Below are 22,945 nucleotides of genomic sequence, written 5' to 3' on the forward strand. Positions count from 1 at the left end.
CTGGACTTTAAATACTGTTCGCCGATGCTGAAATATTGAACTATATGTGCAGAGTAACATAAAAAAGGAGGGTCGCAATGAATGCCCCTGCACAAATTCAAACCGTTCAGTTCAAGCAGGATGCACCCGCACTCAAAGGGCGGCAACTGGATAAGAAACGTTTTGGCTGGCTACTCAGCCCCGGCTTGCCTGTAATTGGTATGGGAATTCTGGCTGGTTATCATTTTGGCCCCAAGGCAACTAAAAAATTTTTTGCCTTGGGTGGACCTTTACTACTGCATGTAATTATTCCGAGCTTGGATGCCCTGATTGGTGATGATGCCAATAATCCCGATGATATGCAGATTCAGGTACTGGTTAAAGATCCTTATTATGACCGTATTGTGAAACTGTTTATTCCCTTACAAATAGCAGCTAATGCCTTTGCAGGCTATGTGGTGACTCGTCCGGAAGTGTCTTTGCTGGACCAGATCCTGCTTGGTATGTCGATGGGTGCGATTAACGGCATCGGGGTGAACACAGCCCATGAGCTGAGTCATCGTCCTCATAAAAAAGACCATTACTGGTCACATGCCAGTCTGATGCCGTTGGTCTACAACCATTTTCGTATTGAACATCCATATGGGCATCATAAGCGGGTAGCGACCCCGGAAGATCCGGCTTCTTCAAAAATGGGCGAATCTTTTTATCGTTTCTGGCCACGCACCGTAATAGGGGGGCTGAAATCCGCAGTTCAGATTGAAAAAAGACGCTTGGAGCGTAAAGGTTTAAAGTTCTTCAGTACGGAAAACGAGCTGTTTCATGGCTGGGCCATGAGTGCCTCTTATCATGCCCTGATGTTCAAGGCGTATGGCAAGAAACTTATTCCTTATACTGTGACGCAGGCATTTTATGGCATCAGCCTGTTCGAAATTGTGAATTATCTTGAACATTATGGTCTGAAGCGCGGACTAAAAGCCGATGGCAGTTATGAAAGAACATTGCCAGAACATAGCTGGAACAATAACAATATTGTGACCAACCTGTTTTTATATCAGTTACAGCGCCATTCGGATCATCATGCTTTTTCAAGCCGGCCATTCCAGGCACTACGCCATTTTGATGAAGCACCGGAATTGCCAGGTGGTTATGCCACGATGCTGATCCCAGCTTTAATTCCACCTTTATGGTATAAAATGATGGATCAGCGCGTGTATCAGCATTATCAAGGGGATTTGACCAAGGCTAATATTCTGCCTTCCAAACGGGCTAAAATCTTTAAAAAATTTGGTGTGTTAGACAGGACAATGGCCTAATTGAATTGGCTTTATTCTGTATGAGAAGTTTAGAGATACACGTTCTGATTTTGATTTGGCATTTTTTCATTCTGCATTAAATTTCAGCAATTATTTTGATTATTTGGGTTTGGTTCATATGCGCAGCATAGCTTCACAAGGCGGATATCTTGTGAAGCTATGCTGTTTAGCTTAAAACCCGTCAAATACTGCTCTTATTTGAGATCACAGAATACAGCGAGTTTCATGCAGTCTAACCTCCAACCAGTGCGGAAGAGGTTTTAGTGGATCGTATATCCATGAACTTAAACTTTAAAAGTAAAGCCATTTTATATGCGCTCAACAGCTAATTAAACATACAAAAGATCTTAGAACCAGTCAGCCTGCATCTTCAGGCAGGTGTCATCAAAGTTCATCAGTAACTTGGCCTGATGTTCAATTTCAGGTAATTCCCATCGAATAAAATATTGAGCCGCCTGCATTTTTCCGGCCAAAAAATCCTGATCTTCCTGCTGAGGGGAAGAGGCGAATTTGTGTTGAGCTTGATGAGCCATCTCTAGCCAGAGCCAGGCAATGATGGTTTTGCCCATCATGTCCAGATATAAGCCTGAATTCGCCAAGGACTCACTGACCTGACCCTGCATTAAGGCCTGACCCAGTTTCTGTGTAGTTGCCTGTACCGTATTTAGATGCTGTTTAAATTGTTCTGCCAAGTCGATCAATGTTGGATACTGAATATCAGACAGGGTTTTCTGCATTCGCTGCATCAGCAAACTCAGGCCCTTACCATTGTGCTGCCAGAGCTTGCGTCCAAGCAAATCCAGCGACTGAATCCCATACGTGCCTTCATGAATCGGATTCAGGCGATTATCCCGATAACATTGTTCCACCGGATATTCGCGGGTATAGCCAGCGCCCCCCAAAACCTGGATTGCCAGATCATTGGCTTTAACCCCATAAGCAGACGGGAATGATTTGACCACAGGTGTAATTAAATCTAGCAAGATAGCACTGTCTTCATTTTGTGCAGCCTGATGCTCATCAATCAATCGGGCTGCAAAAAGGCAAAGGGCCAGAGAGCCTTCTACATAAGACTTCTGTGCCAGCAGCATACGTTTTACATCCGTGTGCTCAATAATATTGACGGGTTTGATATCAGTGCCTTTTTCATGTACCGGACGGCCTTGTGGACGGTTCTTGGCATAATCCAGCGATTCCAGATAGCCGCGATAACCAATCATGGCAGCGCCAAGGCCTACGCCGACACGTGCTTCATTCATCATCTTGAACATGTATTTTAAGCCCTGTCCTGGCTCACCAATTAAATAGCCTAAGCAATTATCATTTTCACCAAAATTCAAGATAGTGGACGTGGTTCCACGATAACCCATCTTGTGCAGAAGACCCGCCAGTTGTACATCATTGGATTTACCGAGTAAACCATCACTATTGGTTTGGAATTTCGGCACAATAAACAGGGAAATGCCTTTCACTCCTTGCGGAGCATCCTGAATACGGGCCAAAACAAGATGTACTATATTTTCAGTAATATCCTGATCGCCGCCAGAAATAAACATTTTTTGACCTTTAATGCGATAGCTGCCATCTGCTTGAGGAGTAGCTCTCGTGGTCAGATCTCCTAGAGAAGAACCGACATTCGGTTCAGTCATTGCCATGGTGCCTGCAAAGCGGCCACTCAACATAGGTGGTAAAAACAGCTGTTTTTGTTCTGCCGAGGCAAAGGCCTGAATCAGATTGGCTGCGGCAGCAGTCAGAAAAGAATAGGCCACAGTTGAAGGGTTCGCTGACATGAAATAGGCATTACACGCCATATTCACCAGAACCGGTAATTGCATACCGCCATCTACATAATCATGTTGCGCACAGAGCAGTCCGGCATTGGCAAACTGTTGCCAGGCTACTTTGACTTCAGCAATGGTTTCTACCTTTGTACCGTCAAAGCTGGGCTCATGCTGATCGGCCTTGGCATTGTGCGGCGCAAAATAATCAGTTGCGATGCCTTTGGCTGTATCCAGGATACTATCAAAGGTGTTTTTATCATGATCCTGATAGCGCTCCAGTTCGGTTAGCGCGTCCAGTTTAAATACATCATAAAGCAGGAAATTAAGATCTTTATCATTGATTAGTTGAGTCATGGTTCGGTCCTGAAAAAACATCCTTGAGATAGCTTTTCAGACTAGCAGTTGCTTTTATTTAAGAGGATTGTCAATAATGACATGAAGTGGGTGAAAAGTGACAAAAAGCAAAGATGCAACAGATAGTAATTTTAGGTTTTGATGGCGCTTTGGCTTCAGCAATTACTGGAGTGGCCGATTTATTCGCTATGGCCGGTGTGAGCTGGAACCGGATTCAGCAGCAGCATGTGCAACGTCGGTTTACAGTTAAGGTTGCCAGTCCAGATGGGCAAGCTGTCCGCTGCATTAATGGTCTGGAATTGCAGGCCCATTGTGCCTATCACGAAATTAAGAATGCGGATATTCTGGTTGTGCCCACAATTGCTGCTCCGATTCTGGAAGTACTGGAGCAGAATCGGAGTCTGATCGAGTTTCTTAAAACCGCTCATACGCAGGCAATTCTCATTGCTGGAAATTGTACCGGGAATTTCTTTCTTGCAGAGGCTGGAATTTTAGACGATCGTGTCGCCACCACACATTGGGGCTTTCAGGATATGTTTCGCTTACGCTATCCGCAGGTCAAACTGAATGCTGATTTGATGATTAGCCGCGATCAACATATTTATTGTGCGGGTGGAGGTTTGGCCTGGTTTGATCTGGGATTGCATTTGATCGAGCGTTTCCATGGCTTTGAAGTTGCCATGCAATCCGCCAAGTCTTTTGTCATTGATTATCGGCGTGATAGCCAATTGTCTTATTCTTTATTGAAAATTGGCAAGCCGCATCAAGACGAACTGGTACAAAAGGTACAGGAGTGGCTGCAGCAGAACTTTGATCGGAATTTTGTTCTGGATGAGCTGGCGGGCCAGTTTAATGTCACTACTAGAACCCTGATCCGGCGCTTTAAGCAGGCATTAGATGTACCGCCAAACCAATATTTGCAAGCCATCCGTATTGAAGCAGCACGCAAACGGCTGGAAGAAACTGATCAGGCCGTCGATCTTATTATGCAGTATGTGGGCTATCAAGATCCCAGCTCATTCCGGCGTTTGTTTCATAGAAAAACAGGACTAACTCCTTTAGAATATCGGCGCCGGTTTAGCCAGCGCTTTTAAAACGTTATTCACTTGAAGTTTGGATTTTGGCAGCAGTTCTGCCATGCAACAGATAATACCAGATTAACCCGCTGATACTGACTAAGGCCAAGACGAGATATAACTGACGATAGCCGATCTGATCCAGCAGCATTCCCAGAAAATAAGGTCCAAAACCTAGACCGGCATCCAAAGCAATAAAGAAGGTCGAAGTTGCCAGACCCATACGCTGCAAAGTGGTACTTTTTACAGCAATCGTCTGACAGACCGACAGGATATTGCCGAAACCAAAACCAAGCAGCGCAGCGCTTGTTAGTAACATGACTGAGTTTTGGGTCTGACTGAGCAAAAAAATACCCAATGCCATAAGGATAATCGCAGGATAAATAATGATATTTTCACCTTTACGATCCATTAGTGGACCAGTAAAAGGGCGCGATAGCAAAATGGCAATGGCATACATCAGAAAGAAGAAAGAGGCTGTTTCGACCAGATCAATGTCTTGGGCATAGAAATGGATAAAAGACAAAACGCCTGAATAACACGTCGTTAACAACAGGACAATGACTGCAATTGGTAGGGCTTTCGGCTCAATATATTGCGCCAGTTTACTGGAAGCCTGTGAAGTCGCTTGAATTGATGTCCTTGATTTAATAGGGGGCGGCTGGATAAATACGCTACAGATAAGGCTGCTCAGTGCGATGACACTGCTCACCAAAAAAATCATCTGATAATCAAAATGTGACATCAACCAGATGCCCATAAAGGGACCAATTGCGGTGCCGACCGTATTGCTCATACTGAAGTAGCCAATTCCTTCACCGCGCCGTGTTACCGGAATAGTCTGGGCAATCACCGTACCCAGCACAGTTGATGCCACCCCCATCATAAAGCCATGGATCAGGCGAATCCCCAACAGAAGTTCCAGCTGAACCGGAATCATATAAAGTCCGGAAAAGATCAAAAAAACCTGTTAAACCTGATAGAAGGGTAAGTTTGAGACCCAGACGGTTCAGTAATTTTCCAATAATAATACGGCCCAATAAGGTCCCGACAATAAACAGGCCGGAAACCAGACCGGCTTGCGCTGTACTGGCGCCCAATTCGGCCACAGAGTAGCCGACAATCACAATCACCAACAAATAGAAAACCAGTACCAGTTGAAAATTCACCAAACTGATCAGGATGAAATTGGAAGTCCAAAGAGGAGCTTTATCTTGGCTCATTGGCATCTCCTTGAGACGAAGTAGGCTGCAATTGCTGCATCAATTCCAATAAAACATGTCGGCTGGCAGCGATTTCTTTATCTGGAATTTGAGCCAGAAGCTGATCTTCAAAAGCATCGATCTGTGTGGAACAGACTGCAAAAGTCTCAAGACCTTTGGGGGTTAAAGTAAAAAGCTTCTGACGTCGGTCTGGGGTTTCAAGCTGAGAAATAAGGTCTAATTCGACCAGATACTGAATCCGTTTGGTAATACAGGGCTTAGATACATTCAGATAGCTGGAAATGTCGGCCAGCGTACATTGCTGCTGTGACTGAATCACATAGAGCACCTGCCACAAAGAATAATTAAGTTGTGATGACAGCAATATGATATTGATTTCATCACTCATGAGCCGTGCACAGCGTAAAAGCAGAGCACGAAACCGGAGCATAGTAGGCTGCATATAGTTAACCTGGCTAACTAATTTTTGTTCAATGTACGCTTATTTTTTTATAGATACAAGATTGGGGAAATAAAAAGCTGCCGAGCGTTTTTACTGAGCTGAACAGATTTAGCTAAATGTTAAGCTGTGTAAAGAATGATCGACAAATTGCTACATATTTAAGCAGGGCTTAGGTCTAAGCTAAATAGAATTAAAAGCTTAGTGTCTTAAAAATTAAGGGATATCGACTTAAGGTTTGTTGAGATTTCATAAATGGATTGCGCTGTAAGCTCACCTTGAGCAGATGAGGTATGAAACAAAGGGAAGAGCAAAACTATTGCCCGGTTTCATAACAAAATCTGAGCTGGTTTGAGCTACTGCCTTTCAGGACGAGTATATTTTTTTGCTTCTATCTCGTTATGAGTCATTCATTGAGAGTGACTAAATTGCCTGTCTTATATCAGCTAAAAATTTTGCGAAATATATTCTTTACGTCGCAGACATATATGAACTGTCAACCAACCCTAATAACTTATTCATAGGTGAAACTTATGAGCTTGGGTCTAACTGCATTAGAATTAGCGCGGATACAGTTTGCCTTTACTGTGTCCTTTCACATCATTTTTCCTGCCATTTCTATTGGGTTAGCCAGTTTCTTAGCCATATTGGAATGGCGCTGGCTAAGAACCCGAAACCCGATTTATCAGGACCTGTTTAAATTCTGGGTCAAAATCTTTGCGGTTGCCTTTGGCATGGGCGTCGTTTCCGGCGTGGTCATGAGCTATCAGTTCGGTACCAACTGGAGTGAATTTTCCCGGATCGCGGGCAGTGTAACCGGTCCTTTACTGGCTTATGAAGTGCTTACAGCCTTCTTTTTGGAAGCTGGTTTCTTGGGCATCATGTTGTTTGGCTGGGGGCGAGTGGGGCCGCGTGCTCACTTTTTCTCGACCCTGATGGTGGCCGTCGGTACCTGTATCTCGATGTTCTGGATTTTATCTTCAAACAGCTGGATGCAGACTCCACAAGGCTTTGCGATTGAAAATGGCATTATTGTGCCACAGGACTGGCTCGCTATCGTATTTAATCCATCCTTTCCTTATCGGCTGGCCCATATGGCCATTGCTGCCTTTTTAGTCTCGGCCTTGCTGGTCGCGGGTACGGCAGCTTGGCATCTGATCAAAGGGCGGCGTGATGCTCTGGTAAAAACGTCATTTTCCATGGCAATGTGGCTGATTCTGGTGCTTTCGCCTTTACAGGTGTTCATTGGAGATCTACACGGTCTGAATACCCTCAAACATCAGCCAGCCAAACTGGCTGCCATGGAAGGGCATTGGGAAACCAATCATGATGGTGGAATGCCACTTTACCTGTTCGGTATACCGGACATGCAAGCCGAAAAAACCAAATATGCGATCGGGATTCCAAATGTGGGCAGTCTGATTTTGACGCATTCGATGGATGGAAAAGTAACCGGCCTGAAAGATTTTGCGCCTGAAGACCGGCCGAATTCACTGATTGTATTCTGGAGCTTCCGGATTATGGTGGGGCTGGGCATATTGATGCTTTTACTGGCTGTATGGGGTGCCTGGGCGCGTCAACGAGGACGCTTTTATGAGTCTCGTAGCCTGCATCGATTTGCGCTGATTATGGGACCGTCCGGCTTTATCGCCTTGCTTGCAGGATGGTTTACCACTGAAGTCGGCCGTCAGCCATGGGTGGTCTATGGCGTGATGCGTACCCGTGATGCGCTATCTCCGGTGTCGGCAGAACAGGTCGGTTTGACCTTGATTATCTTTGTGCTGGTGTACTGTGTAGTTTTTGGGATTGGGATTTATTACATACTCCGTCTCATGCATAAAGGCCCGGAATTTATTCATTCCGCACCGGAAGATAAAACAGATAGTGCCGTCATTCAGGCTTCCCGTCGACCTCTCAGCAGTATTCGTGAACGCATTGAAGATGTGGCTGAAGACCCAAATCAGGGGGATAAAAAATGATTGATTTATCACTAGTTTGGATTGTCATCATTGCTATTGGCGTATTTATTTATGTCATTATGGATGGCTTTGATTTGGGTATTGGTATCTTATTTCCTTTCTTTTCACATCAGGATGAGCGCGATGTGATGATGAATACCGTGGCACCTGTATGGGATGGAAATGAGACCTGGATGGTACTCGGTGGAGCAGGGCTGTTTGCAGCCTTTCCACTGGCCTATGCAACGGTATTATCTGCTTTATATATGCCGATTATTCTCATGGTTATTGCCCTGATTTTTCGTGGGGTCGCGTTTGAATTCCGCTTTAAGGCCCAACATAGCAAACACTGGTGGGATAAAGCCTTTATTTGGGGCTCTACCTTGACCAGCTTCCTGCAAGGTGTAATCCTGGGAGCCTATATTCAGGGAATAGAAACACGTAATGGCGTATATGTAGGTGGTGGATTAGATTGGTTGACGCCATTTAGTTTATTCACAGGCGTGGGTGTGGTTGTCATGTATGCTGCACTAGGGTGTGGATGGCTAATCTTTAAAACTGGTGACAGCCTGCAGGATCGTATGTACCAGCTAATGCCAAAGCTGATTATTGCCTTGCTGATCATTCTGGGCGCAGTCAGTATTTATACGCCGTTGACCCATCCGGCAATTGCCGAGCGCTGGTTCAGTCAACCGCAGTTAACCTATTTTATGCCAGTACCGGTTCTAGTCTTGCTCTTTACCTGGTTGGCTTTACGCGCCTGTAAAAAACGCAGTGAATTAGGGCCATTTTCCTATATGCTAATTCTGGTATTTCTGGCTTATAGTGGATTTTTAATCAGTTTATGGCCTTATATTATTCCGCCATCTGTGACCATCTGGCAGGCTGCAGCTCCTGAAAATAGCCAGTTATTTACTCTGATTGGTGCCTTACTGTTAATTCCAATCATTATTATTTATACCGGTATGTCGTATTGGGTGTTCCGTCACAAAGTCCGTGTGGGTGATGATGGGTATCATTGAGGAGCAATCATGAAAGGCAAACAGTTATTATGGTTTGTCGGCTTGTGGCTGGCAGGATTTCTCACTCTGGCACTAATTGCAGGCGCTTTTCGCTTTCTGGTGCATTTGGCTTATTAAATTTCACTAGCAAAGTGATCATGATGTATAGATCACTTTGCTAGGTTGAGAATAGATAAATCAGGATTTTTGCTGCTTTCGGTACACACTTGGGCGAATTGGGCGGCTACTTTTCCATAATCCTTTTTTCTGTTTTTTGGCCTTGTTTTGTAGCTGAAGCATATAAGTCAAATGATGCTTATCATGGATATATTCTTCGTAGACCCAAGCTGCACCACGTTTGATAATTTCTTCATTAATATTCTTGCGGTAACGGTAAACTATCCCAACACAGCGGCCATAGCGATCAATATCGGTAATTTTGACCCGTACGATCTTATTTTGCACCATACTTTTAACCAGACGTTGGGATTCTTTTCCATAGGCCTGCTTGGATTCGGGAGCATCAACATGGGCAAAGCGCAATTTGGTTTCAGAGCGTCTGACATTGAAGCGGTAGCAGGTTAGGGTATCGCCATCACTAACGCTTCGGACTCTGCACCAATATTTTTTATTTTTTTTAAACGGGCGAAAGAGATCCTTTAAATAAACCACAAATTTATAAAGCAGATAATAAGAAAAGCATAATAAAACCAGGCCCAGCATAATTTGCCAGGTGAGAGAAAGATGTAGCAAGAGCAAGATCCAAATCAGCAGAAATTAGTGCAAGAACAGCACTAAAAGTTTAGACATTTTAGATTAAAGCCTGCATGAGAGTAGCTTAAAAGCTAAGCAGTCAGTATTTAGATTTGTACTTAGAAATAGCCTAAGTCTAAATATAGAGCCAAAAATTGTTTTATAAATAATAAGATTTCCTAAATAGCCTAAGCCTCTTAATATTTAATAAATAAAATAGCCTAAGCAAAAATTTTAGAAATTTCATTTCTCAAAAATTGATGTCTTTTATTCTCTTCCAGATCTTTATGCCAATACATCCCCATATTTATATGCGGTAGTTTAACAGGCACATTAAAAATATGGAGTGTATGTTCAATCTGTAAATGACTCACAATATTCTGTGGCAGAGTCAGCATGGCAGTAGGATACTGCTGCAAAATTTGCAGAGCAGTTGAATAATGCTGACAGCGCAGGAAAATCTGCCGCGATAGTTGCTTGCGACTTAAATATAAATCCTCAATCAACACACCAGTACGACGTGAAGAAACGCCAATATGAGGTGAGGCCAGATAAATATGTTCAGACATCTCGGTTTGCTGCGTACACACCACAAACTGGTCTTGAATCAAACGTTCAAACTTGATTTTTTCACCTAACACCTGTTCCAAGTCAATCACAAAATCAACTTGCTGGGCAGCCAGATCAGCAATGATATTTTTTCGGTCGAGCTTGATGCTACTGAACTGGATTTCTGGATTAAATTGCTGAAAATGTGCAACCAGTTTAGGAAAAACCATCGGTTCAATTTCATCATGTACCGCAATTTTTAAACTTTGCACTGCTTTAGGTTCAAACACCTGATGCGGTATTGAAATATTCTGTATCGTGATGAGTGCACGCTTAATTTCAGGATAAATCTGTTCAGACAAGGGCGTAGGTTGCATTTTGGCACCAGTACGGACAAACAGGTCATCCTGTAGTTGCCGTCTTAAACGCTGCAAGGCATGACTGGCTGCTGATTGGGTAATTGAGAGAATATGAGCTGCCTTTGAAATACTCTTTTGCTCAAATACCGCAATAAAAAGCGGATATAAATTAATGTCTATACCATGAAAAGCACGTAAATCCATGGTGGCTTTGTGATGAATATAATTCATAATGTTGTATTGAATAAAATCATTTTATTCATAATAGTTTTTGGGTTAAGGTCTTGTAAAGCAAAATAATCATATTCAGAGGAAGCAGCATGTTTGAATTATCAGCACGTGCACAAGACTATATTGAGCGTACCAAACAATTTATTAAAAATGAAATCGAGCCGATTGAAACTGATTTCTGGCAAAAGCTGCATGAACTCAATCAGGGCGGTGACTGGACCACCTGGCAATGGCCTGCTGAACTAGAAACCTTAAAAACCAAAGCCAAAACTGCCGGCCTATGGAATATGTTTTTGCCTTGCCCGGAGCTGGGCCAGGGTCTATCCGTTCAAGAATATGCGCATATTGCTGAGCTTTCCGGACGTAGTCTGATTGCGCCAACGGTATTTAACTGTAATGCACCAGATAGCGGCAATATGGAAGTCTTATGGCGTTATGGTTCAGAAGCCCAAAAACAGCAATGGCTAATGCCTTTGTTAGACGGAAAAATCCGTTCCGTATTCTGTATGACTGAACCTGCAGTAGCTTCGAGTGATGCGACCAATATGCAGGCTACAGCGGTGGTGGAGGGTGAGGAAATTGTATTGAATGGCCGCAAATGGTGGTCTTCAGGGCTGGGCGATCCTAATGCTAAAGTTATTATCTTTATGGCGCATACCCCAGATGCAAGCAAAGACCGTCATCATCAGCATTCAATGGTCTTGGTTCCGATAAATACGGCGGGTGTTAAAATTGAACGAATGCTGCCAGTATTCGGTGATTATGATGCACCGCATGGTCATGGCGAAATCAGTTTTGACAATGTACGTGTCCCGGTTTCAAACTTTATTGGCGGTGCAGGTCAAGGCTTTGAAATTGCGCAAGGTCGCTTGGGCCCGGGACGTATTCATCATTGCATGCGTTGTATTGGAGCCGCAGAAAAATCTCTGGAGCTGATGATTGATCGTGGTATGACGCGTACTGCGTTTGGCAAGGAAATCTTAAAACTGGGCGGTAATCTGGAGCGCGTTGCAGAAGCACGTGTGGCCATAGATCAGGCACGACTTTTGACCTTGTATGCTGCCTATAAAATGGATACTTTAGGAAACATGGCTGCACTGACTGAAATCTCGGCAATTAAAGTGGTTGCACCAAGCGTGCTGGAAAAAGTGGTGGATATGGCAATCCAGATCCACGGCGGTGCCGGAGTGTCTCGTGATACGCCATTGACAGGATTTTTTGCCCAGGCACGTTCTTTACGTTTGGCCGATGGCCCAGATGAGGTGCATAAAGGCATGATTGCCAAACTGGAACTGGCAAAACGTGGATATAGTACGCGTCGTCAAAAAGATTAAATTAGAGAAATAGTTGTTGAGACTTCTTACAACTTGCCTAAAAAAGTTGCTGTGAATAGAAAATCAATTAGGTATAAATAAGTAAGTTAAGAAGTCTTTTAAAATTGAAGATTTAGGGAAATAAAAATGTCAGTTATTGATGTGGCTGGAAATGTCCGTACAGGTGAAGAGCTAGACGTAATTGCGGTAGAGCATTGGCTGAAAACACAAGGTGTCGATTTACAAGGCCAGGTGGAAGTCACTCAATATTCTGGTGGCGCTTCAAACTGGACATATCGTCTGAAATATAGCAATGCCGATTTAATTCTGCGCCGTCCGCCTAAAGGCACCAAAGCCAAGTCTGCACATGATATGGCACGTGAATATCATGTACAAAAAGCATTGGCCGAGTATTATCCGGTTGTACCTGAAATGCTGGCACTTTGTCAGGATGAATCCATCATTGGTTGTGATTTCTATGTTATGAATCGCATTGAAGGGATTATTCCACGTGCCAATTTACCTAAAGAGCTGAACTTTGATGAATCTCAGGTTCGGGAATTATGTATCAATGTAATCGACAAATTGATCGAGCTACATCAAGTGCCTTATGAAGGTACGGAACTGGAAAAATTAGGTAAGGGGGCAGGCTATTGCCGTCGTCAGGTCGAAGGTTGGGATGGTCGCTATGAAAAGGCCAAAACCATCAATGTGCCTTCGTTTAAATATGTACGAAACTGGCTTAAAGACAATATTCCGGCGGATTCAAAAACCTGTGTGATTCATAATGACTGGCGTTTTGACAATGTCATTTTAGATCCGAACAATGCGACTCAGGTAATTGGCGTACTGGATTGGGAAATGGCAACGCTGGGTGATCCGTTAATGGATTTAGGTTCAGCTTTGGCTTATTGGGTAGAAGATACAGACAACACACTTTTTAAGGCGACCCGCCGTCAGCCGACCAATCTAAAAGGCATGCTGAGCCGTAAAGAAGTCGTGGAATATTATCTGGAAAAAACAGGTTTACAGGCTGATAACTGGACATTTTATGAAGTGTTCGGCATTTTCCGTCTAGCTGTCATCGCCCAGCAGATTTATTACCGTTATTACCATAAACAAACCACTAATCCTGTATTTAAGGACTTCTGGGTGATCATTCATGCGTTGCATATTCGTGCTTTAAAACTGATTGGTTTACAGAAAATTGAAGCCAATGAATTGGCGCAAAAATATATCGCCAAATTTAAGGATTTGATGCCGTCATGACCACCATTTATATGATTCGCCACGGTCAAGCTTCTTTTGGGGCAAAAAGTTATGATCAGCTTTCCCCAAATGGTGAATTACAAGCGAAATTATTGGGACAATATTTTGACCAGATTTTAAAAGAAGCGCCTTATGTAATAGCTGGCTCCATGCAACGCCATCAGCAAACGGCGCAGCTATGTCTGGATCAGTGCTTTCCGGAAAGTAAAATCATAACGGATTCTGTCTGGAACGAGTTTAACCATCAGCAGGTTTTTGCCCAATACGAGCCGCGTTTCAATGAACCGGAACTACTTAAAGAGGATGTCGAAAAACATGCCAATCCGCGGGCATATTTGAGTAAAATCTTTGAAGGTGCGATTGAACGCTGGACCGGTGGTGACTATCACCATGAATATGAAGAAGCATGGCCGGACTTTAAGCAGCGAGTAGAAAGTGGATTACAGAATTTATGTGATCAACTGGCTGCCTCTCAACCGCGTTATGCAGTGGTGTTTACGTCAGGTGGGGTCATTTCTGTTGCAGCAGGGAAAATTCTCGGTCTGAGTCCGACTAAAACCTTTGCCCTAAATTGGGCGATTGCCAATACCAGCATGACTACGCTGCGTTTGGTGGGCAATGAGCCTCAGCTTTTAAGCTTAAATGAGCATCACTATATCAAGGCAAAGCGTCCAGATTTGCTGACTTGGATTTAATCCATTAAAAATAAGGTAAAGGGTATACACATGACAAAAACAATTTTAATTACGGGTGCAAGTTCAGGGATTGGTGCCGGGATGGCACGTGAATTCGCACAAAAAGGCTATAATCTGGCAATCTGTGCGCGCCGTCTGGAGCGTCTGGAGGCATTAAAGCAGGAGCTTGAAAGCCAGTATGGCATCAAAGTGATTGCAAAAACTCTGGATGTCACCAATTACGATCAGGTTTTTGAAGTCTTCCGTGCTTTTAAAGAAGAATTTGGCACCCTTGACCGGATTATTGTCAATGCTGGGGTTGGTGAAGGCCGCCGGATTGGTAAAGGTAATTTTGCAATCAACAGGGCCACTGTTGAAACCAACTTCATATCCGCTTTGGCACAATGTGAAGCGGCGGTGGAGATTTTCCGTGCCCAAAATTCAGGTCATCTGGTGATGATTTCTTCCATGAGTGCAATGCGCGGTATGCCAAAACATTTGACGGCGTATGGAGCAAGCAAGGCTGGTGTTGCTCATCTGGCAGAAGGCATCCGTGCAGAGTTGATCGATACACCGATTAAAGTGACCACCATTTTCCCGGGTTATATTCGCACCGAGCTAAATGAAGGTGCAAAAAAACTGCCTTTTGAAGTCGATGAAAAAACCGGTTCACATTTACTGGTCAAAGCTATTGAAAAAGCGCCAGTTAAGGCTTATGTACCTCAATGGCCTTGGTTGCCATTAGGTTTGGCGATGAAACTATTACCATTAAAACTGGTCAATAAACTGGGTTGATTGCAAAGCAATATTTAAAAAGAGGCGAGAAGAGCCTCTTTTTTTATTTGAGATATTTTTGAGTTCTGGCCAAGCGTTCGACAGGATAAAAGCAGCATTGATTCCACAATCATATTTTTTATGAGTAGATGATTCAGTCCACCAGAAGCAATAAAATATATTAATATTCCAATAAAATCTGTGCCAAGAAAATAAATCATATGCTATTAAAAACCATTACTGTTATGTTAATTCCGGCACTGGTGCTTCAGGGCTGGCGTGTCAAAAAAAATACGCTCAAACTTTCCGAACCTTTAGGAGAACGTGAAGGAATTAGCGGAAAAGGGAAAAAGCTGTCCTTATTAATTCTGGGTGACTCTGCGGCAGCAGGTGTGGGGGTGGAGCATCAGGACGATGCCTTATTGGGGGCGATTTTAAAGCAATTAAAAAATGATTTTGAAATTGAATGGAAACTCCAGGCCAAAACTGGTGATACGACTTCTAAAGTCTTGCATGCCTTAGATCAGCTTGAAAAGCGTCATTATGATGTTGTTGTGACTTCAGTAGGAGTAAATGACGTCACTCAATTGATGTCGGCCAAAACCTGGATTGAAAAACAACACCAACTCTATGGAAAAATTCAGCAAAACTTTAGCCCCAAGCTGGTGATTGCAGCAGGTGTACCACCGATGCACTTATTTCCAGCCTTGCCTCATCCTTTGGCCTGGTTATTTGGACAATATGCTCAAAAGATGAATCAGCAACTGGCCAAGTTTGTAGGGGAGCAAAATAATATGCAATGGATTGAATATGATCTTGAAAAATATCAGCAATTAAATTTACAGATGGCGCAGGATGGCTTTCATCCGAGCAAGGAAGTTTATACACTTTGGGGACAAGAAGTAACTCACAGGATTCGCCAGGCATTTTAAACTAACCGAAATGCCTGAATTTGGAATAGTTTATGTCGGATATTGAAACCCATCCATTCCTACCATTTTTACCGCCGAATGCCGAATTATTGATGTTAGGCAGTTTTCCACCACCTCCTACACGCTGGAAAATGGACTTTTATTATCCAAATTTTAATAATGATATGTGGCGAATTTTCGGATTAATCTTTTTTGACAATAAAGACTATTTTCTGGATTTACCGAATAAAAAATTTCAGGAGGCTTTAATCCGGGAGTTTTTAACCGAAACAGGGATTGCGATTTTTGACAGTGGCTATCAGATTAGACGTCTGAAAGGCAATGCTTCAGATAAGTTTCTGGAAATTATCGTACCGGCTAATTTACAGGAATTGTTGAAGAAAATACCTAAATGTAATCATATTATGACCACTGGTGATAAAGCGACTGACACCTTGATGCTCTCCATGCCGGAAGGAACCTTGAAACCCAGTATTGGCCAACCCACCCAGGCTCACTTTTTAGGTCGTGATTTTTATTTATACCGAATGCCATCTTCGTCCCGTGCTTATCCTTTGTCTGTAGAGAAAAAAGCTGAAAGCTACCGGATGATGTTTGAACATGTTGGCTTAATTTAAATTTACGATTTTAAAATAATTGGTCATTCGTGTTCTTTCATAGTCGCAGAAGCTTAGGGAGAAGCTCTTATCACAAGCTCCTCATCCTCTCTTTTGGGGCATGTTCCTCCTACCACCATCGGGAAAAAACTTTAAATACTCATGAACAACGCACTAAGCATCATATTCCACATAATCCCACAAATTAAGTCGTGCTTTTATTTCCTTGCGTATATGCGGCAGCATCGGTAACAGGCTGCCATCAAGCCATAGGCTTAAGGCTTGTGCAGAAAGTAATTGCTGCTGTTCATCAATCAGCTGGGCGCCTTTTACCACGACTAGAGTTTCTTCTGAAGCTTCGGTTTCTATCCCCTTAAAGAGTACCTGCAACTCATAACCGGTATCCTGAATCAGCCATTCCAGCTCTAGCTGAATATTTTCACTAGATTTTAGGACGACTTGACCTTCTATTAGGTCCGAATTAGATAAACAGTCATGTTCGACTCGAATTTTGCTCAGGAACCATTCCTGTTGCGATAGATCCTGAAGAGTTTTTACGGGTGTAAGAATATCACTGAGCTTAAACTGACGGCTTAAATCAAAAAATTGCATGGGAGAAAATGGCAAAAATTCGCAAAATACTAAAAACCAAGATTTTAAAGCACCGCCTCGCTACTGTACAATATTTTGGTGCAGTTTCTTTCTTTTGCTTGATTTATATTCAGCTGTTTAAAGTCAGTTTTATTTTTCAATGCATCTTTTCATCAATTGTGCTGATAATGTCATTACATCATCCATTCAATAGGAAGATAAGACACTGCTTTCATCGCAAAACGCTGGAATTTAGTAGATTCCGGATCGTATGAATATTCTGTACTTGAACCATCTTTATGATGGTCGAGCCAAATGACTTCACCTTGTGAATTGAGTTTGAGCTCATAGGCGATTTGCGGTAAATATGTATTTAAAGCCGTAGAAATCTGATTTTGTAAAAGATCAGATTCGACCACCAATCCCACTTCGGTGTTTAAATTGGCTGAGCGTGGATCAAAATTAAAAGAACCAATAAATACCATGCCGTCAATATCAAAAAATTTGGCATGCAAACTGGATGCATTTTTACCCTTAGCGGGAATTACATTACCGGTCACTATCTCGTACCAGGTTCTTTTGGTGCGCTCTATATAGGGTTTAAACTCATACAGTTTTACGCCATTTTTCAGTAAATCTTGGCGATATTGCTGATAGAAAGCATGAACCAAAGGCACATCATTGGCTAAAAATGAATTGGTCAATACCCGAACATTGACCCCATTTTGAACTAAAGTCGCCAAATAGTCTGCGCCTTTACGGGTAGGCACAAAATAAGCCGAAACCAGTTCCAGGTGCTGTTTGGGTTCTCCCATAATATTGATCATCTGCCTGTAAATCAGCTGGTCTGGGGAAGCTTGACCACGAATTTTATCGGGGGCATCGGCCACAAAATATGCTTTTGCCCAGTTCATTTTACGGGCTTTTAAATGCTCATTGATCTGTTGTGCGGCAAGTTCAATGCGGCTCTTTAATTGGTCTTTTTGTAAGGCCGTCAATTCATAATACTTGCGTAATCTAACCAGTTGTTCAGGGTGGCCTTCACCTAATAGTTGCGGAACCGGATAGCTTAAATCGTCATGCCAAAACTGGTGGAAAACTGTATTGGCATGCTTGACCGCAGTACCATAAAACAAAATATCCATATCGGTAAATTGGAAGTTGTCACTGGCTTCGAAATACTCACGGCTGATGTTGCGACCACCAGTAACGGCAATAGCGCCATCTGCAATGATCAGTTTATTGTGCATACGATGATTGATATTTTTGAATCGAAATGCGTAGTCAATCACCCGTAGTTTTCTAAATTTATAGGGATTAAAAATTTTAATTTCAAAGTTGGGATGCTGGGCTAATTGTTTGAGGCTGGAGTCCAGCTGAGTTCCATTTTGGTCATCAATCAATAAACGGACCTTGACACCACGATCTGCTGCCTTGAGCAGTTCAGCCAGCATGAGCTGTCCAATCGAATCATCTTCCCAAATATAATATTGTAAATCGAGATTGTACTGTGCTTTGTTAATCAGATGCAGTCGCGATGCGATGCTAATAAAGGCATCATCCAAAGCCAAATAGGCACTTAAACCCTGGGCGAGTTGTTCATCCACCTTTGCACCATTTAACCAATGCTCAGCATGCGCCTGAATAGGCAATTGCTTTTGTGATTCATTCATAGGCAAACTGCATCCTGTCAAAGTAATGACTACAGATGAAAGTAAAGCAGCTTGAGTGCGTGGTTTAATCTGCATATTTATTATGAAGTCATTAAGTTATCAATATATTAACATCATGTTAATGGTTGAATCCGATAATAAAAAGAGGTTACTGTAGCTCAACTGTTAAAGAACTAAATGAAGGATGAGTTATCTATGAAATCACGTGCAGCGGTTGCATTTGGTCCAGGTCAACCTTTGGAAATTGTTGAAATTGATGTTGCTCCACCGCAAAAAGGTGAAGTATTGGTTAAAATCACGCATACGGGAGTATGCCATACTGATGCATTTACTTTGTCCGGCGATGATCCTGAAGGGGTTTTTCCTGCTGTTTTAGGTCATGAAGGTGCAGGGGTTGTGGTGGAAGTCGGTGAAGGCGTAACCAGTGTGAAACCGGGGGATCATGTTATTCCGCTTTATACCGCAGAATGTGGTGAATGTTTATTCTGTCAGTCAGGGAAAACTAATTTGTGTGTGGCTGTCCGTGCAACTCAGGGCAAAGGCCTGATGCCAGATGGTACAACCCGTTTTTCTTATCAGGGCCAGCCGATTTATCACTATATGGGCTGCTCGACTTTTAGTGAATATACCGTCGTTGCTGAAGTCTCTTTAGCAAAAATCAACCCTGAAGCCAATCATGAACAGGTTTGTTTGCTGGGCTGTGGTGTAACGACAGGCTTGGGAGCAGTAAAAAATACCGCCAAAGTTCAAGAGGGAGATACCGTTGCGGTATTTGGTTTAGGCGGAATTGGTTTGGCCGTAGTTCAAGGTGCCAAGAAAGCCAAAGCCAGCCGTATTATTGCCATTGATACCAATCCTGAAAAATTCAAATTGGCTGAACAATTTGGTGCAACAGAATTCTTAAATCCAAAAGATTATGATCGTCCAATTCAAGAGGTGATTGTTGAAAAAACTGGCTGGGGAGTCGACCATTCTTTTGAATGTATTGGCAATACCAATGTGATGCGTTCGGCATTAGAGTGTGCGCATCGCGGCTGGGGACAATCGATTATTATTGGTGTGGCTGGGGCAGGTCAGGAAATTTCGACCCGTCCATTCCAGCTAGTTACAGGTCGTAGCTGGAAAGGAACCGCTTTTGGTGGGGTGAAAGGCCGTTCACAATTACCAGGCATGGTGGAAGAAGCCATGCAGGGGGATATTCAGCTTGAGCCTTTTGTAACTCATACCATGCCACTTGAGCAGATCAATGAAGCATTTGACTTGATGCATGAAGGCAAGTCAATTCGCAGTGTCATTCATTTTGACTAAGTCATTTGACTCAAAAAAGACCGGCTTTGACCGGTCTTTTTTTATATTTTTGCTTCCGGATACATTTGCCTATTAAAGCCGCACATAGATTAACTGAAAAAACACAAGCCTTCTAAGGTGATTACATGACATATGTTTATATTAGGAACTGTTGACACTTCTTCTATGCTTGCGACAACGCATGTTTTTTTAGCTGGTATAAGACATGAGACAGTAAATTTAGCCCTTTTAAATGAATGACTCATCACGAGATAGCAGCAACAAATATGCTGGTTCTAAAAGGCTGCAGCTAAAACTCTTTCAGTTTGCGCTGCACCACAATCCATTTATGAAATGTCAATAGTTTCTGATAAGAACGTATTTATACGTGATTAAAACCATTTTAAAAAATAAGGATAAGCACTATGTCGAATGATAATTTTGATCGTGATGAAATAAAGAACTCTCCAAAGGAAGTCCGGGATGATTTAAATGCCGATCCAATTACCGGTGAACCCGGTGCTCATCCGGTGGGGACAGGTGTCGGTGCTGCCGGTGGTGCAGCAGCAGGTGCAGCTGTTGGCGCTGCAGGTGGACCTGTCGGAGCAGTCGTCGGCGGCGTAGTGGGGGCAGTCGTCGGAGGTCTTGCTGGTAAAGAAGTCGGTGAAGCGATAAATCCGACTGAAGAAGCCGCTTACTGGCGTGAAAATTCAGTACATACCCCTTATTATTCAGAAGCACGTAGCACTTATAGTGATCTGGATTATGACCGTGACTATGACATAGCTTATCGTGTGGGTTATGAAAATCGCGGGGCTTATGATGCCAATACCCGTTTTGAAGATGCCGAGTCTGATCTGAAGCTCAAATGGGAACAAATGAAAGGTGAATCACGTCTGACCTGGGAACAGGCAAAATATGCAGTACGTGATGCATGGAACCGCGTGACACGCTAATTCTGCTTGTTTAGCAACGAAATGCTGCAAAATTGACAAGACCTGCTTGGATTCAGTGCTTGTCAATTTTGCACTGAGTTGACCAATAATCGGATTAATAAGTAAAAATCATCTAACTCATAAAGATTTTTTTGTATTTTAGGCTTGTCAAACCGGTTCAGAGCGCGTATTTTAAGTTAAGAACCACATTTTATGAACAGACATAAACATGTTAAAGCAACCTATCATTTCAAACGTTTATTTTTATTTTTGGCAGTTTAGATAATTGCCTGAATGCGTTTGGGCGATGAAAAGGTTGCCCACCAGTTGATACCTGATCGGCAACCCTGATCAGGTTTTTTTATGCATGTAATTTAACAATTTTTTCGGAGACAGCCATGACCAACTTTAACTATTCATACTTTAGCAACTTTTATTGGTCTTATTTTAGCCAGTTAGTAACTCTTTCGATTTCTTCGATCAGACCCATAACGCTCAAATAAAAGTTGGGACTGAGTAGCAGTCCCAGGATGAAAAGTCATGAATACCGCAAATACATTAGTAAAAAATCAAACTGAAACAATTCTAAGCTTACCCCAGCAGCTTAAGCAGCACTTGCCACTGTCTCCTCAATTGACTGCTCAGGTGGCTGAACATCGCCAAGTTATTCAAAATATTCTAACAGGTAAGGATCAGCGCTTGCTGGTGATTACCGGACCCTGTTCCATTCATGACGAAGCTTCTGCACTGGATTATGCAAAAAAATTAAAACAGCTCCAGACTCAAGTTGCCGATCAGATTTTTCTGGTCATGCGGGCCTATATTGAAAAACCACGTACCACCGTTGGCTGGAAGGGCTTTCTCTACGATCCAAATCTGGATGGCTCTTCTGATATGCAGCTTGGCTTGGAAAGATCACGTGCACTTTACTTAAATATCCTTGAGCTGGGTTTGCCGATTGCCTCAGAGGTCTTGAGTCCTATGGCAACGGTATATTTCGATGATCTTTTGGCTTGGGGTGCGATTGGGGCTCGCACCAGTGAATCCCAGATTCATCGTGAAATTTCCAGCTATATGCCTTATAGCATTGGTTTCAAAAATGGTACCGATGGTTCTATTCAGATTGCACTGGATGCCATCCAGTCCGCGTCTAAGCCACATCAGTTCTTAGGCATGAGCCAGTCGGGGCTGCCTTGCATGATTCACTCAGCGGGTAATCCTCAGGCTCATCTTATTCTGCGTGGTTCAAATAATGGACCAAATTACCAGTTGGCCGACATTGAAAAGATCAAGGTCCAGCATGCAGCAGAGTTGCCCGCTTTGGTAATTGATTGCAGTCATGGAAACAGCTCGAAAAATCCATTACTACAGCCGCAAGTGCTGCATACGATTGTGACAGAACGTCTGAAAACCAATGTGCGCGGAGTGATGCTGGAAAGCCATTTAATAGATGGTAACCAGAAAATTTCTACGGAGATGCAATATGGCCAGTCGGTGACTGATGGCTGTCTGGGCTGGGAGAAAACCGAGCAGCTTTTACTGGAAGTGGCTCATACTCTGGCATCGACTTGTTTAAAACGTAGCGCTTAAATTCAGAGAAAAGGACTTTCCCGAGGAAAGTCCTTTTTCGTTTAGCGCTTGATCGGCTTTATAAAAACAAGATAAATATGACATCTATCACCCCTTTAAAATAATATTTTTATTGTCAGTAAATTGTTTTGCCTTCTGGCACAAAGCATTGCACAATTCGTAAAAAATCATTGATTCAAATTTTTTATTGATTTATTACCGCAGATTTTCCGCCAAGTATTAAGTATCAAGGCCTGATAAAGCCGTTTAATCAGTAGGATTTAACTGGTAAAAAAACCAAGCTAGCAGACAG

Annotated in this window: 20 protein-coding genes and 1 pseudogene; 14 read left to right on the forward strand and 7 right to left on the reverse strand. The window is 42.9% G+C overall.

The genetic code is table 11. The annotated features are described in order from the left end of the window. Positions 1-77: 77 nt before the first annotated feature. Positions 78-1,295 (forward strand): alkane 1-monooxygenase, encoded by a 1,218-nt coding sequence (locus NI461_RS07335; protein ID WP_174659809.1) that lies wholly within the window; start codon positions 78-80, stop codon positions 1,293-1,295. Positions 1,296-1,642: 347 nt separating this feature from the next. Here NI461_RS07335 and NI461_RS07340 read toward each other — a convergent pair whose 3' ends face one another. Continuing rightward, positions 1,643-3,430, reverse strand: coding sequence for an acyl-CoA dehydrogenase (locus tag NI461_RS07340; RefSeq protein ID WP_174659810.1), 1,788 nt, complete (start codon positions 3,428-3,430; stop codon positions 1,643-1,645). Positions 3,431-3,543: 113 nt separating this feature from the next. Here NI461_RS07340 and NI461_RS07345 point away from each other — a divergent pair, with 113 nt between their 5' ends. Beyond that, entirely contained in the window at positions 3,544-4,524 is a 981-nt protein-coding gene (locus NI461_RS07345) for a GlxA family transcriptional regulator (protein ID WP_174659811.1), read from the forward strand. Between the two features lie 4 nt (positions 4,525-4,528). Here NI461_RS07345 and NI461_RS07350 read toward each other — a convergent pair. Then, positions 4,529-5,729, reverse strand: a pseudogene (locus NI461_RS07350) (MFS transporter). After that, the gene (locus NI461_RS07355) at positions 5,716-6,159 is read right to left on the reverse strand and encodes a winged helix DNA-binding protein (RefSeq protein ID WP_227548032.1); all 444 of its coding nucleotides are present in this window, start codon (positions 6,157-6,159) and stop codon (positions 5,716-5,718) included. Before NI461_RS07355 ends, NI461_RS07350 begins: the two are co-directional and overlap by 14 nt. A 542-nt stretch (positions 6,160-6,701) precedes the next feature. Between NI461_RS07355 and NI461_RS07360 the strand changes: the two genes are divergently transcribed. From NI461_RS07360 to NI461_RS07370, 3 genes are read left to right on the forward strand one after another with little or no spacing between them, the layout of a single operon-like run. Continuing rightward, complete coding sequence (locus tag NI461_RS07360; RefSeq protein WP_151207663.1) at positions 6,702-8,147, forward strand: cytochrome ubiquinol oxidase subunit I; 1,446 nt, start codon at positions 6,702-6,704, stop codon at positions 8,145-8,147. After that, positions 8,144-9,148, forward strand: coding sequence for a cytochrome d ubiquinol oxidase subunit II (gene cydB, locus NI461_RS07365; RefSeq protein ID WP_151205199.1), 1,005 nt, complete (start codon positions 8,144-8,146; stop codon positions 9,146-9,148). Before NI461_RS07360 ends, cydB begins: the two co-directional genes overlap by 4 nt. Before the next feature lie 9 nt (positions 9,149-9,157). Beyond that, positions 9,158-9,265 carry a DUF2474 family protein gene (locus NI461_RS07370; RefSeq protein ID WP_151205200.1) on the forward strand — a complete coding sequence of 36 codons (108 nt, stop codon included), beginning with the start codon at positions 9,158-9,160 and terminating at the stop codon, positions 9,263-9,265. 60 nt (positions 9,266-9,325) lie between these two features. Here NI461_RS07370 and NI461_RS14280 read toward each other — a convergent pair whose 3' ends face one another. Together NI461_RS14280 and NI461_RS07380 are read right to left on the reverse strand one after the other, a co-directional pair. Continuing rightward, positions 9,326-9,880 (reverse strand): thermonuclease family protein, encoded by a 555-nt coding sequence (locus NI461_RS14280; protein ID WP_151205201.1) that lies wholly within the window; start codon positions 9,878-9,880, stop codon positions 9,326-9,328. A gap of 221 nt (positions 9,881-10,101) precedes the next feature. After that, positions 10,102-11,019, reverse strand: a complete 918-nt coding sequence (locus NI461_RS07380; RefSeq protein ID WP_174659812.1) for a LysR family transcriptional regulator — start codon at positions 11,017-11,019, stop codon at positions 10,102-10,104. Between the two features lie 89 nt (positions 11,020-11,108). On the opposite strand from NI461_RS07380, the gene NI461_RS07385 reads away from it, so the two are divergent. The 6 genes from NI461_RS07385 (at position 11,109) to NI461_RS07410 (ending at position 16,598) form a co-directional block, all read left to right on the forward strand. Further along, positions 11,109-12,353, forward strand: a complete 1,245-nt coding sequence (locus tag NI461_RS07385) for an acyl-CoA dehydrogenase family protein (RefSeq protein WP_253156873.1) — start codon at positions 11,109-11,111, stop codon at positions 12,351-12,353. Between the two features lie 126 nt (positions 12,354-12,479). Beyond that, positions 12,480-13,601, forward strand: coding sequence for a phosphotransferase family protein (locus NI461_RS07390; protein ID WP_174659814.1), 1,122 nt, complete (start codon positions 12,480-12,482; stop codon positions 13,599-13,601). Beyond that, complete coding sequence (locus tag NI461_RS07395; protein WP_174659815.1) at positions 13,598-14,296, forward strand: histidine phosphatase family protein; 699 nt, start codon at positions 13,598-13,600, stop codon at positions 14,294-14,296. The genes NI461_RS07390 and NI461_RS07395 overlap by 4 nt, the downstream gene beginning before the upstream one ends. Positions 14,297-14,326: 30 nt before the next feature. Further along, on the forward strand, positions 14,327-15,070 hold the full coding sequence (locus NI461_RS07400; RefSeq protein WP_174659816.1) for an SDR family oxidoreductase: 744 nt from the start codon (positions 14,327-14,329) through the stop codon (positions 15,068-15,070). A gap of 200 nt (positions 15,071-15,270) precedes the next feature. After that, positions 15,271-15,981, forward strand: coding sequence for an SGNH/GDSL hydrolase family protein (locus tag NI461_RS07405; RefSeq protein ID WP_174659817.1), 711 nt, complete (start codon positions 15,271-15,273; stop codon positions 15,979-15,981). Positions 15,982-16,013: 32 nt separating this feature from the next. Then, positions 16,014-16,598 carry a uracil-DNA glycosylase family protein gene (locus NI461_RS07410; RefSeq protein ID WP_151207681.1) on the forward strand — a complete coding sequence of 195 codons (585 nt, stop codon included), beginning with the start codon at positions 16,014-16,016 and terminating at the stop codon, positions 16,596-16,598. Positions 16,599-16,751: 153 nt separating this feature from the next. Here the strand turns inward: NI461_RS07410 and NI461_RS07415 are convergent, their stop codons facing one another. Together NI461_RS07415 and NI461_RS07420 are read right to left on the reverse strand one after the other, a co-directional pair. After that, positions 16,752-17,189, reverse strand: a complete 438-nt coding sequence (locus tag NI461_RS07415) for a hypothetical protein (protein WP_174659818.1) — start codon at positions 17,187-17,189, stop codon at positions 16,752-16,754. Positions 17,190-17,362: 173 nt separating this feature from the next. After that, complete coding sequence (locus NI461_RS07420; protein ID WP_174659819.1) at positions 17,363-18,916, reverse strand: phospholipase D family protein; 1,554 nt, start codon at positions 18,914-18,916, stop codon at positions 17,363-17,365. Between the two features lie 120 nt (positions 18,917-19,036). Here NI461_RS07420 and NI461_RS07425 point away from each other — a divergent pair, with 120 nt between their 5' ends. The 3 genes from NI461_RS07425 to NI461_RS07435 all read left to right on the forward strand — a co-directional run bounded on the left by NI461_RS07425 (position 19,037) and on the right by NI461_RS07435 (position 22,653). Further along, entirely contained in the window at positions 19,037-20,149 is a 1,113-nt protein-coding gene (locus NI461_RS07425; RefSeq protein ID WP_151207687.1) for an S-(hydroxymethyl)glutathione dehydrogenase/class III alcohol dehydrogenase, read from the forward strand. Positions 20,150-20,553: 404 nt separating this feature from the next. After that, on the forward strand, positions 20,554-21,084 hold the full coding sequence (locus NI461_RS07430; protein WP_174659820.1) for a hypothetical protein: 531 nt from the start codon (positions 20,554-20,556) through the stop codon (positions 21,082-21,084). Between the two features lie 519 nt (positions 21,085-21,603). Further along, entirely contained in the window at positions 21,604-22,653 is a 1,050-nt protein-coding gene (locus NI461_RS07435) for a 3-deoxy-7-phosphoheptulonate synthase (RefSeq protein WP_151203380.1), read from the forward strand. The last annotated feature ends 292 nt before the right edge of the window (positions 22,654-22,945 follow it).

It is taken from the genome of Acinetobacter sp. S4400-12, assembly GCF_024129495.1.
Lineage (GTDB): Bacteria > Pseudomonadota > Gammaproteobacteria > Pseudomonadales > Moraxellaceae > Acinetobacter > Acinetobacter lwoffii_C.

Bases quoted from the DNA above. Each gene is read 5' to 3' on its own strand.
- NI461_RS07335 (WP_174659809.1), top strand. From the start codon at position 78: ATGAATGCCCCTGCACAAATTCAAACCGTTCAGTTCAAGCAGGATGCA.
- NI461_RS07340 (WP_174659810.1), bottom strand. From the start codon at position 3,430: ATGACTCAACTAATCAATGATAAAGATCTTAATTTCCTGCTTTATGAT.
- NI461_RS07345 (WP_174659811.1), top strand. From the start codon at position 3,544: ATGCAACAGATAGTAATTTTAGGTTTTGATGGCGCTTTGGCTTCAGCA.
- NI461_RS07355 (WP_227548032.1), bottom strand. From the start codon at position 6,159: ATGCTCCGGTTTCGTGCTCTGCTTTTACGCTGTGCACGGCTCATGAGT.
- NI461_RS07360 (WP_151207663.1), top strand. From the start codon at position 6,702: ATGAGCTTGGGTCTAACTGCATTAGAATTAGCGCGGATACAGTTTGCC.
- cydB (WP_151205199.1), top strand. From the start codon at position 8,144: ATGATTGATTTATCACTAGTTTGGATTGTCATCATTGCTATTGGCGTA.
- NI461_RS07370 (WP_151205200.1), top strand. From the start codon at position 9,158: ATGAAAGGCAAACAGTTATTATGGTTTGTCGGCTTGTGGCTGGCAGGA.
- NI461_RS07380 (WP_174659812.1), bottom strand. From the start codon at position 11,019: ATGAATTATATTCATCACAAAGCCACCATGGATTTACGTGCTTTTCAT.
- NI461_RS07385 (WP_253156873.1), top strand. From the start codon at position 11,109: ATGTTTGAATTATCAGCACGTGCACAAGACTATATTGAGCGTACCAAA.
- NI461_RS07390 (WP_174659814.1), top strand. From the start codon at position 12,480: ATGTCAGTTATTGATGTGGCTGGAAATGTCCGTACAGGTGAAGAGCTA.
- NI461_RS07395 (WP_174659815.1), top strand. From the start codon at position 13,598: ATGACCACCATTTATATGATTCGCCACGGTCAAGCTTCTTTTGGGGCA.
- NI461_RS07400 (WP_174659816.1), top strand. From the start codon at position 14,327: ATGACAAAAACAATTTTAATTACGGGTGCAAGTTCAGGGATTGGTGCC.
- NI461_RS07405 (WP_174659817.1), top strand. From the start codon at position 15,271: ATGCTATTAAAAACCATTACTGTTATGTTAATTCCGGCACTGGTGCTT.
- NI461_RS07410 (WP_151207681.1), top strand. From the start codon at position 16,014: ATGTCGGATATTGAAACCCATCCATTCCTACCATTTTTACCGCCGAAT.
- NI461_RS07415 (WP_174659818.1), bottom strand. From the start codon at position 17,189: ATGCAATTTTTTGATTTAAGCCGTCAGTTTAAGCTCAGTGATATTCTT.
- NI461_RS07420 (WP_174659819.1), bottom strand. From the start codon at position 18,916: ATGCAGATTAAACCACGCACTCAAGCTGCTTTACTTTCATCTGTAGTC.
- NI461_RS07425 (WP_151207687.1), top strand. From the start codon at position 19,037: ATGAAATCACGTGCAGCGGTTGCATTTGGTCCAGGTCAACCTTTGGAA.
- NI461_RS07430 (WP_174659820.1), top strand. From the start codon at position 20,554: ATGTCGAATGATAATTTTGATCGTGATGAAATAAAGAACTCTCCAAAG.
- NI461_RS07435 (WP_151203380.1), top strand. From the start codon at position 21,604: ATGAATACCGCAAATACATTAGTAAAAAATCAAACTGAAACAATTCTA.